At 38.7% G+C, this 17,401-nt stretch carries 19 protein-coding genes; 9 read left to right on the forward strand and 10 right to left on the reverse strand.

The window, feature by feature from the left end:
* Positions 1–30: 30 nt before the first annotated feature.
* The 3 genes from EHR01_RS09875 to EHR01_RS09885 form a co-directional block, all read right to left on the reverse strand.
* On the reverse strand, positions 31–645 hold the full coding sequence (locus EHR01_RS09875; RefSeq protein ID WP_135694670.1) for a YiiX family permuted papain-like enzyme: 615 nt from the start codon (positions 643–645) through the stop codon (positions 31–33).
* 81 nt (positions 646–726) lie between these two features.
* The gene (locus tag EHR01_RS09880) at positions 727–1,431 is read right to left on the reverse strand and encodes an SDR family NAD(P)-dependent oxidoreductase (RefSeq protein WP_135694626.1); all 705 of its coding nucleotides are present in this window, start codon (positions 1,429–1,431) and stop codon (positions 727–729) included.
* A 54-nt stretch (positions 1,432–1,485) separates the two neighbouring features.
* A complete protein-coding gene (locus tag EHR01_RS09885) occupies positions 1,486–2,559 on the reverse strand; it encodes an alpha/beta hydrolase (RefSeq protein WP_135694627.1) in 1,074 nt (357 codons plus the stop codon).
* Between the two features lie 59 nt (positions 2,560–2,618).
* Between EHR01_RS09885 and EHR01_RS09890 the strand changes: the two genes are divergently transcribed.
* From EHR01_RS09890 to EHR01_RS09930, 9 genes are all read left to right on the forward strand, one after another.
* Positions 2,619–3,785: an acyl-CoA dehydrogenase family protein gene (locus EHR01_RS09890; protein WP_004785316.1), complete on the forward strand. Its 1,167-nt coding sequence runs from the start codon at positions 2,619–2,621 to the stop codon at positions 3,783–3,785.
* A gap of 246 nt (positions 3,786–4,031) precedes the next feature.
* Entirely contained in the window at positions 4,032–4,478 is a 447-nt protein-coding gene (locus EHR01_RS09895; protein WP_244310052.1) for a GNAT family N-acetyltransferase, read from the forward strand.
* Between the two features lie 177 nt (positions 4,479–4,655).
* Positions 4,656–5,531, forward strand: coding sequence for a YHYH protein (locus tag EHR01_RS09900; protein ID WP_244310053.1), 876 nt, complete (start codon positions 4,656–4,658; stop codon positions 5,529–5,531).
* A gap of 17 nt (positions 5,532–5,548) precedes the next feature.
* The gene (locus EHR01_RS09905) at positions 5,549–6,124 is read left to right on the forward strand and encodes a toxin-antitoxin system YwqK family antitoxin (RefSeq protein ID WP_244310054.1); all 576 of its coding nucleotides are present in this window, start codon (positions 5,549–5,551) and stop codon (positions 6,122–6,124) included.
* A gap of 35 nt (positions 6,125–6,159) precedes the next feature.
* A complete protein-coding gene (locus tag EHR01_RS09910) occupies positions 6,160–6,831 on the forward strand; it encodes an SCO family protein (RefSeq protein ID WP_244310055.1) in 672 nt (223 codons plus the stop codon).
* A gap of 100 nt (positions 6,832–6,931) precedes the next feature.
* Positions 6,932–8,743: a PAS domain S-box protein gene (locus tag EHR01_RS09915; protein ID WP_135694630.1), complete on the forward strand. Its 1,812-nt coding sequence runs from the start codon at positions 6,932–6,934 to the stop codon at positions 8,741–8,743.
* A gap of 63 nt (positions 8,744–8,806) precedes the next feature.
* The gene (locus EHR01_RS09920) at positions 8,807–9,394 is read left to right on the forward strand and encodes a DUF6962 family protein (protein ID WP_135694631.1); all 588 of its coding nucleotides are present in this window, start codon (positions 8,807–8,809) and stop codon (positions 9,392–9,394) included.
* Between the two features lie 42 nt (positions 9,395–9,436).
* Complete coding sequence (locus EHR01_RS09925) at positions 9,437–10,456, forward strand: sensor domain-containing diguanylate cyclase (RefSeq protein ID WP_135694632.1); 1,020 nt, start codon at positions 9,437–9,439, stop codon at positions 10,454–10,456.
* Between the two features lie 47 nt (positions 10,457–10,503).
* Positions 10,504–11,748 (forward strand): NADH:flavin oxidoreductase/NADH oxidase family protein, encoded by a 1,245-nt coding sequence (locus tag EHR01_RS09930; RefSeq protein WP_135694633.1) that lies wholly within the window; start codon positions 10,504–10,506, stop codon positions 11,746–11,748.
* A gap of 87 nt (positions 11,749–11,835) precedes the next feature.
* Here EHR01_RS09930 and arsB read toward each other — a convergent pair whose 3' ends face one another.
* The 7 genes from arsB to EHR01_RS09965 all read right to left on the reverse strand — a co-directional run bounded on the left by arsB (position 11,836) and on the right by EHR01_RS09965 (position 17,338).
* The gene (arsB, locus tag EHR01_RS09935) at positions 11,836–12,882 is read right to left on the reverse strand and encodes an ACR3 family arsenite efflux transporter (protein WP_135694634.1); all 1,047 of its coding nucleotides are present in this window, start codon (positions 12,880–12,882) and stop codon (positions 11,836–11,838) included.
* The gene (locus EHR01_RS09940; protein ID WP_135694635.1) at positions 12,883–13,419 is read right to left on the reverse strand and encodes a DUF6428 family protein; all 537 of its coding nucleotides are present in this window, start codon (positions 13,417–13,419) and stop codon (positions 12,883–12,885) included.
* 10 nt (positions 13,420–13,429) lie between these two features.
* Positions 13,430–13,852, reverse strand: coding sequence for an arsenate reductase ArsC (locus tag EHR01_RS09945; protein WP_135694636.1), 423 nt, complete (start codon positions 13,850–13,852; stop codon positions 13,430–13,432).
* Positions 13,845–14,192 (reverse strand): ArsR/SmtB family transcription factor, encoded by a 348-nt coding sequence (locus EHR01_RS09950; RefSeq protein WP_135694637.1) that lies wholly within the window; start codon positions 14,190–14,192, stop codon positions 13,845–13,847. Before EHR01_RS09950 ends, EHR01_RS09945 begins: the two co-directional genes overlap by 8 nt.
* A 166-nt stretch (positions 14,193–14,358) precedes the next feature.
* Positions 14,359–15,171, reverse strand: a complete 813-nt coding sequence (locus tag EHR01_RS09955; protein ID WP_135694638.1) for a hypothetical protein — start codon at positions 15,169–15,171, stop codon at positions 14,359–14,361.
* 29 nt (positions 15,172–15,200) lie between these two features.
* On the reverse strand, positions 15,201–16,163 hold the full coding sequence (locus EHR01_RS09960) for an NAD-dependent epimerase/dehydratase family protein (RefSeq protein WP_135694639.1): 963 nt from the start codon (positions 16,161–16,163) through the stop codon (positions 15,201–15,203).
* Complete coding sequence (locus EHR01_RS09965; protein ID WP_135694640.1) at positions 16,160–17,338, reverse strand: DUF445 domain-containing protein; 1,179 nt, start codon at positions 17,336–17,338, stop codon at positions 16,160–16,162. Before EHR01_RS09965 ends, EHR01_RS09960 begins: the two co-directional genes overlap by 4 nt.
* Between the last annotated feature and the right edge of the window lie 63 nt (positions 17,339–17,401).

Consider the following 17,401-nt stretch of genomic DNA (forward strand, 5'->3'; position numbering starts at 1 on the left):
ACGCGATTCACCTGACGGCAACTATCTATTTCACTCTAGCACAGTAACCAATTCGTTTGATTGGAACATATCAGCGGGGGAGATGACCGGTTCACCATACGGAATGTTATTCCCATATCTTTTTTTCATGAGAGTTAGGACTTGTTTAGAAGATAAATCAAAGTCGCGTAAGGTTTTTAAATCTCCCAGTTGGATGCCTGTAAACTTGTCATAAAGTTTCCAAACAAGTTCCGTACAATAAATTCGATCATCCGACCACTCAAAGTAAAGATCATAATGTTTGCCAAGTAAGGAATTACCATATTCTTTCATTTTTTGAATGGTCTCTGGTGTCAGTTTTGTTTTTGCATTACTGATACGTTTGATCACATAATGGTTGTTTGTTCCTCTCCCGATGAATTTTGGGAGATCGGTGATTTTGACAGGTTCAATGGCCTCTAATACTTTGAATGTTTTTCCATATTTAAAGATAATTCCAACATGGGTGTACTTAGATTTTGTTGCTAATTTTATTGCCGTTGCTTGTTCTGATTTTGATTCATGAAAAATAATATCTCCCTCTTCTAACTTTGAAGTATCAATTAATTTCCCAAATATTGGATTTGTGGATAAAATTATGAGTAAAAATAAGAGTTTATATTTTATGTCATCCATTCTAGGCCTTAGCCAAATCCATCTTAATTTTAGTGGAAAGCGATTGGATCGAAAGCAGTGGCTTATACTCACCTACCAACTAATCTCTTTTTGATCCCGAAAGAATTTTCCTGTAGGCCCATTATCTGGCAAGGTTGCTGCCCAAACGATAGTCTCTGCCCCTTTTTCCACAGGCCTTGTGGCACTGGCACCACCCATATCGGTTTTTACCCAACCAGGACAAACTGAATTGATTTTAATATTTTTACCCACAGCTTCAAAACTTGCCACATTGGTGAGGGCATTGATGGCAGTTTTGGAAATCCGGTAAGCGGGATACCCACCTCCCATATCGGAGAGTTGTCCCATTCCTGAGCTAACATTCACAATACGACCAAAATTGTTTTGGATCATCATTGGTAGGAATACCTGAATCATACGTAACGGACCATAAAGATTCACAAGTAGGGTTCTATGTAAGTCTTCGCTTGAGGTATCAAAGAAAGAACCTGGGTCAGCAAAAATCCCTGCATTGTTCACAAGGATATCCAATTTACCGAAACTTCCTGTGATGGTGTCAAGGGCCTCACTGATACTTTGTTCTTTGGAAACATCAAGGGACAGAATTTCCCCTTTGCCGACTGCTTTGACTGCTGCGAGTGTGTCTTCTGCTTCCCCAGGATTTCTTGCACCGATGAGAACATAGATTCCTTGTTTTGCAAGATCGATGGAGACTTGTTTCCCTATCCCTCGGTTGGCCCCAGTGACCAGTGCGATGCGTTCCTTGGATGCTTTCATGGAATCAAATCTCCTTTCGTAGTTTTTGAACTAACTGTTATCTATAGACTGTTTTTACTTCGACTTAGAAAGTTCTGTGAGCCATTTTTCGGTTTGGGCCTCAATAAAAGCTTTGTCTGTGATCACCCATTTCGACATCAGAACATGCATTCCATTTTCCACGACCACCTTTCGGTTGAGTGGATTCGGAGTTTTATCTAATCCAAAATTGGTATAACCTTCTAACATTTTAGGAACACTGGCAGTTGGGTCTTGTTCTTTTTCATTTTTATAGTAGTACAAGAGTAATGCGGGAGATGTTACTTTGCGAAACACAGCAGGAACCGCAGCATAGTTTTTTAAATCATTCACACCTACAAGAGCCGAAAAGTATTGTTCTGGATACCAAAAGTTATTTCGTTCTGGTAACACCTTAGGATTGTTATTGTGGGAAGAGGATCTAACTTTTCCTTTGAGCAAATGAATGAAGGTAAGTCCACCGGGATAGTTGAGTATATTCAGACTTCCATCCACAGGTGCATAGAATGGATTTGCTAATACAAGTCCATCCACTTCTTCAGGGTATTCGGAAGCAAGCCAAGTGGCAAGGAGTCCTCCCATCGAACTTCCAAACACAACCACTCGATCTCCTTGTGACTGCATCATATATAAAGCTTCACGAGATGCATCTAAATAGTTATTAAAGTTTTGGTCTCTTTGGTCTTCTTTGTTGGTTCCGTGCCCCGGAAGACGAAGTAGGTAAGTATTGGCTTTAAATTTTTTGGCCAATTTTTCCATCACCTCTTCTCCTTCTGCACGAGAAGCACCAAACCCATGAATGTATAAAAATGCTAAGGGCGTTTTTTTACCAAAACTGATATAACGTTCTTCATTTCCTGGTCTATGGTTTTTACGTTTACTCTCGGCTAACTTCTCTTGGAAGTAAACTTCAAAGTTCGCATAACTCAAGTTTGCCTTCGGTTCGTATTTGGGACGACCCGCACAGGAAACTAGGACAAAAGAAACGGTGATGAGGAGAACAGCAGACAGCTGTCGGAGGTTGTGGAATAAAGAACACGATTTAGCCATACAAATGGAAAATTTTACAGTGTATTTGCTTTCTTGTAAAGAGAGAAAAACCCTTGGCACAGGAAGGGTCGTACGAAAAAAGGTAGTAAATACCCCATTCTCATAAGGAACATCCCGGAATGTATAGCCAATTCACAGAGCAACAACTTGAAATCAGAGATTTAGTTCGTAACTTCGTTAAAAAAGAAATCCCGCATGAAGTCGCATTGCACTGGGATGAGAAAAACCAACACCCAACAGAACTCATCAATAAAATGCGTTCGGAACTTGGAATTAACGGTCTTGTCATTCCAGAAGAATACGGTGGATGGGGACTTGGTGCGATCGAGCAGTGTTTAGCCATCGAGGAACTTTCTCGTGGATGCCTTGGAATCGCATTAGGATTTGCTTACACTGGTCTTGGAATCCTTCCAATTCTAAAAGGTGCGACTCACGAACAAAAATTAAAATGGCTTCCAGAAATTGCCGACGGAAAGTTCGGAGTTTCTTTCTGTTTGTCTGAGCCTGGTGCTGGTTCTGACGTTCCTGGTATGACCACTCGCGCTGAGAAAAAAGGCGACAAATGGATCATCAACGGTGCAAAACAATGGATCACTGGTGCATCTGATGCCCAAGCCTTTACTGTATTTGCTTATACTGATAAAAACCGCGGAACACGTGGTGTTTCTTGTTTCTACGTTCCACGTAATGCAAAAGGTTTAACTGTTGGTAAAAAAGAAGATAAACTCGGAATTAGAGCATCTTCCACTCACCAAGTGATCTTTGAAGATTGTGAAGTAGGTGAAGACGCACTCGTAGGAAAAGAAAACCTCGGTTTCGTTTACGCTCTTCAAACATTGAATGCTTCTCGTCCGTTCGTAGCGGTAATGGGTGTGGGTGTAGCGCAAGCAGCACTTGACCATGCAGCTCGTTACGCTCGTGAGAGAGAACAGTTCGGAGTTAAAATCGGAACTTTCCAAGCAGTGCAACACATGTTAGCTGATATGTCTATCAAAGTAGAAACTGCAAGAGAAATCACTTACAAAGCAGCTCGTCTTTCTGATGCAAACGATCCTAACCTTCCAAAATACTCTGCGATTGCAAAAGCATACGCTTCTGAATGTGCGGTTCAGTGTGCTACTGACGCAGTTCAAATTTTTGGTGGATACGGATACACGAAAGAGTATCCAGTTGAGAAGTTAATGAGAGATTCAAAAATCCTCACGATCTTCGAAGGAACGACTCAAATCCAAAAGAACGAAATTGCAGCTTACGTAATCAAAGAAGCAGCTTCGAAAAAAGACTAAGATTTTCAAAAAGAAAGTCGGTCGAAAGGAAAGCCTCCAGGAATGGGGGCTTTTTTTTGGGGTGTGGGTGGTACAGGTTGGATGTAGGTATCCCCGCCCTGATTGGGTGGGGTGTGACCACCCGCCACCCAATAACTTCCCTATACAACAACCTGCAATATCTCACCACCTTAAAATAGTATTTGCAAAATTTAATATAAGGAAGTTCATCTTTCTACATTGATGAATCAAAATTTCAAAATCCGGATGGTCGAAACTCTCGATCCAAACTCTAAGCTTAGTATGGACCAGCTATGGGAAGAAATTCAAATTCGATACGGATTCCAAGCACCGAATCCAATGGACTTCCAAGATTTTTTGCCTCCTCTAGGACGGTTTTTTCTCGCCGAACATTCCATAACGGGTGAAGTTATGGGATCTGCCGCATATACAAAGTTCAGCGATGCACAGTGTGAGTTGGACGCAGTGTTCGTATTTTCCCAGTTTCGAAAAAATAGGATCGCCAATTCATTGTTAGGTGAAGTAGAAAAACAAGCTAGAATGGACCATTATTCTTCCTTGATCTTACGAGCTGGTGCGCCACAACCAGAGGCATTAACTTTATATAAAAACTTTGGATTCAAAGAAATTCCAGCGTTTGGTAAATGGATAACAGATCCCACTGCTATCTGTTTTGAGAAAAAAATAATCTGAGCGATTTATACTTCGGGATTCTCAGATTTTCTATTAAAAACGTTCTTTGCCAAGCAGAAATGTTTGCGGATAATTCCCTGGTGTATCCCCTTGATTGTTATCAAGTTGTTTTATCGAAAAACCTAATCGCCTAAAAATAAACTTTACATACGAATTTTCGTTCCTATGTTTTTCCCTATGTTTAAAAAAACACTCTCACTTATCTTCGCTCTCTTCTTTGCAATTCAATGTGCTGGAGACAAAAAAGAAACAGATGTAACTTCCTTAGCTTTACTTGGTCTGCTTAGCAGTTCTTCCTCAGGATATACTGGAACTTGTACAACAACCTTCGGTGCCGGAGTTCCTTCTTGGATCCAAACAAGTTTTACTTGTGTGACTGTGTCTGTCAGTGGATCTAATTATGTTTTTAAATTTAACTCACTGCCAACTTACAAAAGTATTTATTGGGGTTCCTCTAGTGCAGGGTATGAATCTTCTATGTATGTGAATTCGGGTCAGGCAAATGCCGCTAACCCCAATTTGATTAAATCGCAAAACTATACTTTGACAGTTCCAGCTGATAATACAAATACTTCTGCTCCTTCCTCCGGATTTGGAATGATCGGAGTTTCAACTAATGGAATTGCTATTTATAATGACCAAGCCGCACCCGGTGATTCTTTATCAACTGAGTACTATACATTCGATTCTTCGCAAGGACACCCAACGAATACGGGATCTTATCATTACCACGTGGAACCTCCAAAAATTTCCAATAACGATAGCAAACTTGTGGGAATAGCACAAGACGGGTATTTGATTTTTGGAAAAAAACATGATGCTACAACGGCAGGTCTGACCACAGGGTTTACGTTAGGTGGACCAAATAGTAGCACAAAATGTACGGATGCCGGTTCCAGTACTGCTGTGCCAACCACTTGGGCTGGTGCAAACAATTACAATACTTTAAAAACAGGTGGGTCAGCTCGTCATTACCATGTGAATAGTGGTTCCGAAGTAAACGGAATTCTACTTTCTGGAAAACTCATTGGCTCCGGTGGATCAGCAAACTAAATTCCAAAATTAAAATCATGGAACTTGTAAAACGAAGGCAAATTTTCCTTTATTTGGTTCTTCTCACCTCTTTTGTACATTGCGGAGAGGTGGTGATGGATAATGATCCAGACTTGAGTCTTGGATTGGAAAGTACCTATTACTATAAGGGCCAAAAATTTTCTGGAAAAATGAAATCAATCCATCCAAACGGTACCATTCGTATGACATCTTTTGAGGACGGCCTGGAAGATGGACCAACCGTTGATATCTATGCAAACGGTCAATTGGGTGCAGAGTATTTTTACAAACAAGGGAAACGCATTGGCACTCATCGAGGTTGGTATGAAAACGGCAAAGCCAGATTCCAGTTTTCATATGAAAATGATTTAGCGGAAGGTGACCATTGGGAATGGCACGAAGACGGAACTGTTTATCGGTTTGCCAAATTTAAAAATGGAACCAACATTGGAACAAAAGTTTGGCGAAAAGACGGTAAAATATATTCCAATTATTCATATACTCCTGAGCGGTTGTATGGAGTGATTGGCTCCAAACTTTGTTTTAAACTCAAAGGTGATGAGACAAATAAAAAAACAGTTATCAATCCATGATTAAATTGATTCGATTTAATTTTCTATTTTTCATAATGAGCATACAGTTATTCTCCTGTGGTTGGTTCCAACGCGAAGATGGAGAAAAAGATTCTAAAATAACTTTTTTTGATACGCCTAAAAAAGATTCACTACCTTATTTTCGTGGTCGCGATTTAGAAGCATTTTGGGTGGATAAAGGCCAAACACCAAATTCTGCAAGAAAGGTTGATCCTTTTGTATTTCAAAACCAACTCAGCCAAAATATAGACGAATCACATTTTAAAGGTAAAATAACAATAGTGTCATTTTTCTTTGCTAGGTGCCATGGGATTTGCCCAAATATCATCCGAAATTTGAAATTTGTTCAATCGGAGATTACCAAAACACAAAACATTCAGATTGTTTCTTATTCTGTTACTCCTGATTTGGATACTCCGCCTGAATTAAAAAAATTTGCAGAGGAAAAAGGAATTTATTCAAAGTATTGGAATTTGTTAACTGGAGATAGAGAAAAAATCTTCGAAATTGCTCGTAATACATTCCAAGCGGATACAAATACAACTAACAAAAATCCAACAAGAGACTTCGTTCATTCTGAACAAATTTTTTTGATCGATCCCAATTTAAACTTTCGTGGTGTTTATAACGGAAACCGCGGTGAGTCCATCAAAACCATGCTAGACGATATCAAATTGTTAGTTGGGGAGTTTGGGGAAAATCATTAGAAATCACTGGGTCGATTTTTTAATTTTAATTAAAAAAAAGGCTGACTTCGTTTTCTCACTCTGACAAAATCATACTTCTGTTTTATGGGGGTAGCTCTTTGTGAAAAAGAAAAAAAATGACAATCTAATCCCTCCTTCTTCGGTAAAAGGGGAAGGTAAAAAACAAGAACTCATTCTAAGGCAAATGGAAACTCTTGGAAAACTTGGCCATTGGGAAGTGGATTTTATTCACCAAACCTTAAATTGGTCAGAAGGTGTGTTTCATATTTTAGAAATGGATCCTTCTTCTATGCCAGTTGATTTAGAAAAAGGTTATTTATTTGTTCATCCAGAGGACCGGGAACTTGCTACCCAACATATGAAAGAGGTGTTGGAAAAAGGAATCAGATATGATTTGGAATGCAGATTGGTCACAACAACTGGAAAGGTCAAATATGTGCATTCTCTTGCGGAAGTGGTTCGGAATGATAAAAATGAACCTGAACAAATTGTAGGAATTTTTCAAGACATCACCGAACAAAGAGAAGCTTATCAAAGTTTACTCGCACAAGAATTAAGACTCAGCACAATCCTCCAATCGGAACCAGAATGTGTGAAGGTTGTTTCCCCAGATGGAATTCTTGTCGAAATGAATCCTGCCGGTTTACAAATGATCGAAGCAAATTGTCCTGAAGATGCCATCGGACAAAAAGTTGAAAAATTAGTAAACCCTGCAGATTTAAAATTTTATCAAACAATTCATAACAATGCTCTGCAAGGCATTCAATCGAGTACAAGATTTAGAATGATTGGATTAAAAGGAAAAGAACGTTGGATGGAAAGTACGGCCGCACCTTTAGAAAACCAAACAGGTGAAATTATTTCTGTTTTAAGTGTTACAAGAGATATATCCGACAAAGTCAAAGCAGAGGAAAAACTCATTCGTATCAAAAGAAACCAGGAAGCTCTAATCAATGGTACTTCTGATTTGATTTGGTCACTTGACTCTAACTTCTGTTTGATTGCTGCGAATAAACCTTTTTTGGATGTGATGGGGTTCCTTCGTGGGACTATTGCAAAAGAAGGAGATTCCGTTCTCATCATGAGCCAAGGCGAAGCCTTTTATGAAAAGTGGAAGGGTTATTATGAAAAAGGGCTTTCTGGTGAATCCTTCAAAACATACGAAAGATTTATAAGTCCCATCACAGAAAAAGAAGAACACCGAGAGGTTTTTTTTAATCCCATTCGCAATGCAGAAAACAATATCACTGGCCTTGCTTGTTTTTCAAAAGACATCACTGATTTGATGGCCAAACGAATGGAACTAATGGCCAGTGAAAAAAGATACAGGGCCCTCGTAGAAAATGGAATCGATGTGATTGCTATCCTTAACGCAGAAGGTAGAGCAAAATATGTTTCTCCATCTATTACAAAAGTTTTGGGGTATTCGGAATCCGATGTGATGCACATGAACTTATTCGATTTTCTGCATCCAGATGATGTCACAAAAATTATCAAACGATTGGAAGATGTTCGTCACATTCCCATTGGAAGTTCTCTCCCTAGTCACAATTTTAGAATCAAACACCAAGATGGATCATGGAGGTGGGTGGAGTCGACCATTACCAACTTAATCGATGACGAATCCATTGGTGGCATTGTGGATAATTTTCACGATGTGACAGAACGGGTCTTTCAAATCACAGCCATCCAAACCCAAAATGAAAAATTAAAAGCCATCGCCTGGACCCAGTCCCATGTTGTACGAAACCCCTTGGCTCGGATCATGGGCCTTGTTGATTTGATAAAACTGGGCACTTTGTCCAGAGAAGAGGAACTTCGGAGTTTAGATCACTTGTTGGAATCGGCCAAGGAGTTGGATTACATCATTCAAGACATAGTTCTCAAATCTCAAAGAGTCATTGTTCCTTAAATTAATTCCTTTGGAGGTTTAATTTATCTTGTTTTTTGTACTCAATTAGTTCTAATTCCTGCCATGGTTTTCTCAACTTTCCTTTCAGACTTAATTCTTTCCTTAGTGTCATTGGCGATGGCTTACCGATTTGTAGGAAAGTCTTCCATTCCTTCTCGCTCCGCCCTTTATGGATTTGCAATCATTGGAATTTCTGCTGGTCTTGGTTCGATCCATTTTCTAGGGATCAATACACTGGATTCTATCTATCGTTTTTTTGTGGGTTTATCGGGTTGTGTGGGTGTTCCTCTTTTGGGACTCGCCTTTTTTCACTTCACTTTTCGTTCTTTATCGGAAAAAACTTTTTTCCTCTTCATCGCTGTCGCATTTCTTCTTTATTTAGCATTTTCTTATCTCTACCCACTTGGCATTTACTCGACAGTCGTTGGTGGAATTGCTATGTTCATCATTCTTATTAGTTCACTAGTTCGTTTCCCTAGAAAATCAAATGCAGCAATCATGGGAATCATTGGTTCTGTTTTATTTATTGTTGCTGGTCTTGTGATTGGTACGAAAGGATCAACAGGGTCAATCCTGAACGTTGATATTTTTCATATCTTACTTGCGATTGCCAATTATTGTATCGCAGAGGGAATTCGCAAATTAAGCTAGATTTAAAAAGTGGAGTTTGGAATCTCTTTCCATAGATAGTCTATGGAAAGCTCCTCTTCTGATTCAACATTAGAAAGAATACTCAAACTCCAAACAGAGTTAACAGCTGCTAAACCAGATGTTCCTTATTTATTAGATCGTATCACACTTCGTGCCAAGGAAATTACTGGTTCTGAAGGTGCTGTTTTCGAACTAGTGGAAGGTGATGATTTGGTTTACCGTGCGGCCAGTGGCAAAGCTGAAAAACAACTTGGACTAAGACTACCAGTAAAAGGTAGTTTTTCCGGTCTTAGCCTCCAATCAAGATCCACTTTGTATTGTGTTGATTCCGAAGAGGATGACCGTGTCAATCGTGAGGCATGCCGTGTTGTTGGGCTTCGTTCTATGATTGTTCTTCCTTTATACTTTGACACTGAAGTATTAGGTGTGCTAAAAGTTTATAGTTCTAAAGTTGGTTTTTATTCATCTAATGATACTTATGTGCTAAATATGTTATCTGGCACAATGGCAGCAGTTTTACACAACGCATATCGTTGGGCAGAAAAAGAAAAAAAACTTCAGTCAATGGCATATCTGGCAAGCCATGATACACTCACGGGTATTCACAACCGTTCCGCATTTTATGATAGTTTAAGAAAGGGCCTCTCTCAAATTACAAACGATGGATCCTCTTTAACGGTTGCTTTATTTGATTTGGATGGACTCAAAAAAATAAATGATGCCTACGGGCACGCAGCTGGAGATTTTTATATTGTTCAGTTTGCTCAAAAACTTTCACGTCTTATTCAAAACCAAGATATTTTGGCAAGGCTCGGCGGAGATGAATTCGGTTTGATCCTCATCCATAAGGAATCCAAAGAATCCATTTTATACCGGTTGGAACAGACCAGAAACATGGTGGAAGTAGAAATTCAATTTGAAATGACCAAACTCCAAATCAAATCCAGTATAGGCATTTCCTTTTCTTCCGATGACGGAAATGAACCTGAAACCTTGGTGGCGGTCGCGGATAGTCGTATGTACGAAAACAAACGGGCGCGAAAAAAAGGAGAAAATTCCTAAAGGATTCATCCGTCTTTGGGGATTAAGTTTTTGTCTAATCTAGACAAATGAATTCCAATTCTTTCCTATTTTCTCCTTTTCCTCTCCCCAATGGTATCTCTTTGCCCAACCGACTTGTGAAAGCAGCAATGGAAGAAAATCTTTCCAACCCCCAATTAGAACCAGACAAAGCACTTTGGAATTTATATGAAACTTGGGCACATGGTGGAGTTGGGACAATGATCACGGGAAACGTAATGGTAGACCATAGAGCCATGACTGGGCCAGGCGGTGTGGTTTTAGAAGAGGGGTCCCGATTAGAAGGATTTCGCCAATGGTCATCAAAAGCAAAAGCGGCAGGTGGAAAGATCATCATGCAGATCAACCATCCTGGTAGACAAGTATTGGCTAAGTTAGGTGGGGAAGTTTGGGCACCTTCTGCGATAGCAGTGGATATTGGAAAACTTTCTAAACTTTTGGGAAAACCAAGAGCGATGACAAAAACAGAAATCGAAGAAACCATTCAAAGGTTTGCCAAGACTTCTTTATTGGCCGAGGAATCTGGTTTCGATGGAGTGGAAATTCATGCGGCTCATGGATATTTGATCAGTCAATTTTTATCACCCATAGCCAACCAAAGAATAGACGAGTGGGGTGGTAGTTTAGAAAATCGATCGCGATTTTTGTTAGAGGTGATCCAAGCTGTTCGTAAAACAGTAAAACCAAATTTCATTGTTGCTGTTAAATTAAATTCTTCTGATTTTCAAAAAGGCGGGTTTCAGTTTCAGGATGCAAAAGAAGTAATATCCAAAATACAAACGTTAGGTGTCGATTTTATTGAATTGTCTGGCGGAAATTATGAAGCCCCGGCCATGCAAGGTGAATCCCGGGATGGATCTACCATTTCTAGAGAGGCATACTTTTTGGAATTTGCCAGTGAGGTAGCAAAAACAGCAACGGTTCCTATTTTAGTTACTGGTGGAATTCGCAGGAAACAAATTGCAGAATCGGTTTTGGATTCGGGTGTTCCACTTGTGGGAATTGCCACGGCACTAGCCCTCAACCCGAATCTTCCCAATGATTGGAAAACAAATTCTCATTCGGAGAGACATTTACCTGATCCAAAATGGAAATCTAAAACTTTAAAAGGTTTGGCCAATATGGCAATGGTTCGTTACCAACTGAATCGATTGTCAGAAAATAAAAAACCAACTGTCCAAGTATCACCTTTCATACGACTTTTGATGGATCAAATTCGTTTGGCACGATTGACAAAAAGATACCAAAAATGGATTCATAATATCTCCAAGTAAAAATGCAAATACTGGAAAGTTCTGTAGATTAAAGTTTTTAACTTTAGTATTAAATATACACTCACACTAAAGATTAAAATCTCTTTTTTAAATAACTTTGTTATTTTCTTTATAGAAGTTATTTCGAAATCCAATCGCAAACTTAACAAGTAAAATAAGTGCAGGAACTTCAATCAGTGGGCCAATCACGCCAACAAAGGCGGCACCACTTTGAATTCCAAAAACACCAATGGCCACAGCAATCGCCAATTCAAAGTTATTCCCTGTTGCAGTAAAACTCACCGCTGCGTTTTTAGAATAATCCACTCCTAATTTGTATCCGATCCAAAAGCTTAGAAAAAACATAATTCCAAAATACAAAAGTAGGGGAATTGCCACTCGAACCACGTCGTCACTTAGTTCAAAGATCATTTCGCCTTTTAAACTAAACATTACAATAATCGTAAACAATAGTGCTAACAGTGTTAAAGGTGAAACTTTTGGGAGAAATTTTGTTTCATAGAATTCTTTTTTTCCAATCTTTTCGAATCCATATCTAGATAGAAATCCGAGTAAAAATGGAATTCCTAAATAAATTCCCACTGTTTCTGCAATATCTGAAATCTGAATTGAGACTTCCGATCCAGCCAAACCAAAATAAGGTGGAAAAATGGTGATGAACAAATAGGCATAAAAACTATAAAAGAAAACTTGGAAGATACTATTCAGAGCAACTAATGCCGCTCCATATTCACGGTCACCTTCTGCTAAATCATTCCAAACAATCACCATCGCTATACAACGAGCAAGGCCAATGAGAATCAACCCAGTTCTATATTCTGGTTCATCCCCAAGAAAGGTAATCGCCAGAAAAAACATAAGGATGGGACCGATGATCCAGTTGAGTAATAGTGAAAGTGTTAATAATTTTCCATCCTGAAACACTTTTCCCATCTCTTTATATTTTACTTTCGCAAGAGGAGGATACATCATAAGGATGAGTCCAATGGCCAATGGGATATTAGTAGTTCCAATGGAAAGAGTGGAAAATCCGGAAACAACGGATGGTAAAAATTTTCCAATCAGTAAACCAACCACCATTGCTCCAAAGATCCAAAGTGTAAGAAATCTATCTAAAAAAGATAAAGCTTTCACCTAACAACATCCTGCTGGTTCATTCGATTCGTTTTTTTGTTTTGGAGAACAACAACTTCCGTTTGATTTTTCTAATTTAGGAAAGCTAACAACATCTTTGGGGAGACCACAACTTGCAGATGCTTTGCATTCTGTTTTCCCATCTTTTAGTTGGATGAGAAGTGCATTTTCCATTGGAATCAATTCCGATACAAAGTATTGACGCATTGCCGATTGATCGTTCCCAAATTCAATACGTAAAATTGAATTTGATGGTATCTCCATTACATTCGTTACTTTTTTGATAATGGAATTCACTTTTGAGAGTTTCATCGATTCCGTATCTTTTTCAATTTTTGGCTCTAATACTTGCAAAATAATTTCTGTCCAAGAATCAGAATTCCCACCACAATCGACTGATTGAATTTTTGCCAATTTGAATTCGGTAATATGGTAGTTCGGGAATATGGTTTGGTTTTTATCGTATTCAAAGTTTAGATGAAGTTCAGGATACAAATCCAAATTTGTGATCAAATCATTCCAAGTAAGTGTTTTCATTTTTTTTCTCCTATAGTTCCTTGTTTACAAAAGATTGACAGTAATTTCGAATCTCTTCTCTTGTTTTCGCAAATGCGACCTTTACTTCTTCTTCTGTTCCTACTAATTTTGAAGGATCGGAAAAGTTATGATGTAGCCTTTTGGCATCACTTGGAAAGTAGGGACAATTTTCTTTTGCATGGTCACAAACAGTGATGATAAAATCAAAAGGAACGTCTTTGTATTCATTTATATGGTTGGAAGTATGTTTAGAAATATCTATTCCCGCCTCTTTCATTGTGGTTATGGCTTTGGGATTGACTCCATGGGTTTCTATCCCTGCGCTATAAACATTGGCTTTGTCCTTTGCATAAAACCGCATCCAACCTTCTGCAATTTGGCTTCTGCAACTATTTCCAGTGCAAAGGATTAAAATATTTTTAGTTTTATTCACAACAGTTTCCTTTTTGTTTTGTTTGGTATTGTTTGATGAGTGCAATATGTTCTGAAAATTCCTCATAGGCCTTTGATAGATTTTCCCAATCAATGCAGTAACAAGAGGAGGTTCCTTCCACCTCCCCTTTCACAAGCCCACCTTCTTTTAATTCTTTTAAATGTTGGGAAACTGTTGATTGGGCAAGTGGTAGGATTTCAACGATTTCTCCACAAACACATGTTTGTCGTTTCGCCAAAACTTCCAAAATAGCAAGCCTTGCCGGATGACTCAGAAGTTTGGTAAAAGACGCCATCCTTTGGATGCTCTCGGGAAATTCTGTTTTTTTGTTTAAGGCCATAGTATATCGTAAATATACGATAAAAGGAATCCTCTTATTTCCGTCAAGGGGAAATTGGATTTTGGAGACGTGAATTGGATTTGGAGGGAGTAGGCTCCCCTAGATTTCCAGGGGGCTCCGATTGGTTCTCAAATTGATTTTCTGGGAAGAAAATGAGAAATAGGGACTATAGTCCTGAACTATCTGGAATGACAACGGGTTCGTCGGAACTAGGGGTATCAGGTTTGACATCCGCTGGGGTGTATCCGCTGTCATTTTGAGATGGTTTGGTTCGATTGTCCCATTCTGTTGGATTTGGTTTTTTATTTCCTTCGACTGAAAACAACCAACCATCTTCTTGTTTGTTCACAGCCCCTTGTTCATGTGGGTATGAGTCAATTGGTCTGATGGTAATGGATACATATTGAATGATACGTTCATCTTTGATTGGATCTAGGTGCGCCAAACTATCGTTACGCCATCTATTTTTGCTTCGAGATTCTCTACGAAAACTCTTCATCACTAAATCTAGATCTTTAGAGTATTTTGCAAAAAGTGTTCTAGGTGTTTTTGCTTGAATTACATAATACAATCCACCTTTTCTGTGAAACAAAAATCGATTGGAAACCAATTGTTTTTGTTCTGTGTAATGTAACACTACAAAGACGGATTCATCAAAACCAGCAACTTCGTTTTCCAAAACTTTTTCGCGAACTAACTTCAAGTCGGGGTATTTTGTTAAAAATGTATCAACAGTTTCTTCGATAAAACGATCGATATCATAATCCTTTGTCCTTCGAGCCACATCAATTTGTAGGATCGCTTCTCGATTGGTTTTGGAAAACTGGATTCGGACTGTATCGGGATAACGCAAAACTGACTTTGCCCAGCCCCTTGGATATTCAAATGCAAAACTCAAAGAATCTTCAATCCAAGTTGCTGCATCCAAATGAGAAAGAGTAAGACATAATAAAACTAATACGCAAAGTCGCTTTTTCATATTTAGAATATCGGCCCCTAGTACCTTGATTATTGATAGTCGGCGAGACCTTTTCGTAAATCTCGTTCTGGAAAAAAACCTAAATTTTCAAAAGACTCCGCATCATAAATGGCCACTGATTCTAATAGGGGTTGTAGGGGAGAACCGTGAAATGGTTTTTTCCTTAGAAAGGTGAGGGAGCGAAAAATGAATTCTACAAATCTTGCCCAGATCCCACCTACGGGAACGGGAAAAAGAAAACCTTTTACAATTCCTAATTCCTGAAAGGTTTTGATGACTTGGTTTACTGTCACAAATTCGGGATGTGAAAACACATAAACAGGCTTTGGAGGTTCTCCATTTAATGTTTGTTTGGTCCATATGAGAAGCGCTTTTGTTGCATCTTCAATATGGAGGAGAGATTTTTTGCGATTTAAAGAAATATAAGGATAAATTCTTAGTTTGGTTAATGAACGAAGTTTGGAGATAAAACTTTTTGTTCCTTTGCCATAAATACTTGCCAGTCGAAATATGGAATATGGTTTCCCCGAGTTGATTACGTAATTTTCAGCCAAAGCTTTTGTTTTTGCATAAATGGTTTTGCCCAAACGTTCGCTGTCGATAGTTAGATTTATTTCTTTTGATCCGTAGACAGAAACAGAACTCACAAATCCGAAGTGGGGGACATTTTTTGATTTTGCAAATTCTATAAGTAACTTTGTGGAGTTAACGTTGATTTGGTGGTAAATTTCTTCTGTGACTTTTGCCCCAGATACAACGGCAGCCAAATGAAGGATTAAGTCTAAAGATTCTGGAATTAAAAATTCTTCTTGGTTACCTATTTTAGAAAGATCCCTTTCATAAAATTTAAAATTTTTATGAAAACGAATGGAGTCTGGGAAACTTGCATAGTTTTTTCCGATGGCGATGATTTTATACTCATCAATCAAACCATTCAATAGTTCTTTTCCAAGAACACCACTTCCTCCTGTAACAAGAATTGTTTTTGTCATACGATAAACACCATTTGAAACCATCCAACCAATGCACCGAGTGCGGCACCTACTAAAATTAACAATAATTCATCTTCTTGGAATGCAGACCTAAGTATAGACTCAAATTCCTTCGGAGGAAGGGCTGACATTCGGTCTCCCATCATTTTCTCTATCTCTAAAGCTTCGCCTAAGTAAGTCTCGAGATGAAAAGATTTTTCTACTGCATTGTCCGCCATTGCAACGGCAATTCTTTCTTTGGCAGCATCAAACTCTTCAATTTTTCCTGCTGCAAAAAGGGCTGGTTTTGCAAGGAAAGTAATTGTGTCTACATGAGATATCACTTCCTTCCGAATGATGTTGATGATATCTGCAGAAGCTTTTCCAAATATAAGTTCAGATAAAATATTTTTTGGAGTGAGAATTTTTTCACTTACCAGTTTTGCATAGAGTCTGGAAACTTCGGATTGTCTTTTTAAAAACAAACCTTGGTAAGTAAAAATTCCTAAAAACTTTTTAGGAAAAAGGGGACGAAAGATCATCTCTAATGCAAGATAGTTGGTTAGATATCCAACGATCACTCCTTGGATGGGAAGGGTCCATACCAATGGAAAATAAATCATAAATATCATTTGTACGAGGCCTAGTAGAAAACCAAAGTAAAACCCTGATCTCTCGATAAACTGAAACTCGGGAGCCCCCACTTCTTTAAAAAGTTCTACCACAAGGCCAACATTATTACCGGAAAGTTTTTTTAAAACTAGGGCCTTTACATCAAATAAAGAATCAATGTCCTTTTGAAGTTTTCGAATCACCTTTCGGATGGTGACTCCACTTTCTCTTCTCACCTTGTGGTAAATTTCTTCCCGAACCACTTCCGGAATCATATCCCAAAGTTTTGGATCCAAACTATCTGAAAATTCCTTCATCGTATAACGAATGCTAGAATCAAGTGCTGGTAAAAAAACTAACTCTGCTTTTTTGGGATCTACTTTTAAAAATACTTCTTTGATGTTGAGAAGGCGTTCCGTGATGACATCAACGGACTTACTTGCCATTTTATGTGCCTTTCTCGGAATGATGCCCTGCCATCCCAAATAGGGAGGGATCCCCACAAATTGGATCGGATAGAAGGTCATTTTGAGAGCAAGCCAGTTCGTCACCCAACCCACAAACCCATAAGTGAAGGGAATCATGAGGAGCTTCCATTGTTCTGGTGTTAACCAATTCTCCCACATATTCCGCTATGAGTAGGCTAA

The organism is Leptospira mtsangambouensis, from assembly GCF_004770475.1.
Lineage (GTDB): Bacteria > Spirochaetota > Leptospiria > Leptospirales > Leptospiraceae > Leptospira_A > Leptospira_A mtsangambouensis.

What these genes read in the sequence shown, in the direction of transcription:
- EHR01_RS09930 (WP_135694633.1), top strand. Translation starts at nt 10,504, where the DNA reads ATGAATTCCAATTCTTTCCTATTTTCTCCTTTTCCTCTCCCCAATGGT.
- EHR01_RS09900 (WP_244310053.1), top strand. Translation starts at nt 4,656, where the DNA reads ATGTTTAAAAAAACACTCTCACTTATCTTCGCTCTCTTCTTTGCAATT.
- EHR01_RS09925 (WP_135694632.1), top strand. Translation starts at nt 9,437, where the DNA reads ATGGAAAGCTCCTCTTCTGATTCAACATTAGAAAGAATACTCAAACTC.
- EHR01_RS09955 (WP_135694638.1), bottom strand. Translation starts at nt 15,171, where the DNA reads ATGAAAAAGCGACTTTGCGTATTAGTTTTATTATGTCTTACTCTTTCT.
- EHR01_RS09910 (WP_244310055.1), top strand. Translation starts at nt 6,160, where the DNA reads ATGAGCATACAGTTATTCTCCTGTGGTTGGTTCCAACGCGAAGATGGA.
- EHR01_RS09940 (WP_135694635.1), bottom strand. Translation starts at nt 13,419, where the DNA reads ATGAAAACACTTACTTGGAATGATTTGATCACAAATTTGGATTTGTAT.
- EHR01_RS09890 (WP_004785316.1), top strand. Translation starts at nt 2,619, where the DNA reads ATGTATAGCCAATTCACAGAGCAACAACTTGAAATCAGAGATTTAGTT.
- EHR01_RS09905 (WP_244310054.1), top strand. Translation starts at nt 5,549, where the DNA reads ATGGAACTTGTAAAACGAAGGCAAATTTTCCTTTATTTGGTTCTTCTC.
- EHR01_RS09895 (WP_244310052.1), top strand. Translation starts at nt 4,032, where the DNA reads ATGGTCGAAACTCTCGATCCAAACTCTAAGCTTAGTATGGACCAGCTA.
- EHR01_RS09920 (WP_135694631.1), top strand. Translation starts at nt 8,807, where the DNA reads ATGGTTTTCTCAACTTTCCTTTCAGACTTAATTCTTTCCTTAGTGTCA.
- EHR01_RS09960 (WP_135694639.1), bottom strand. Translation starts at nt 16,163, where the DNA reads ATGACAAAAACAATTCTTGTTACAGGAGGAAGTGGTGTTCTTGGAAAA.
- EHR01_RS09950 (WP_135694637.1), bottom strand. Translation starts at nt 14,192, where the DNA reads ATGGCCTTAAACAAAAAAACAGAATTTCCCGAGAGCATCCAAAGGATG.
- EHR01_RS09880 (WP_135694626.1), bottom strand. Translation starts at nt 1,431, where the DNA reads ATGAAAGCATCCAAGGAACGCATCGCACTGGTCACTGGGGCCAACCGA.
- EHR01_RS09965 (WP_135694640.1), bottom strand. Translation starts at nt 17,338, where the DNA reads ATGATTCCCTTCACTTATGGGTTTGTGGGTTGGGTGACGAACTGGCTT.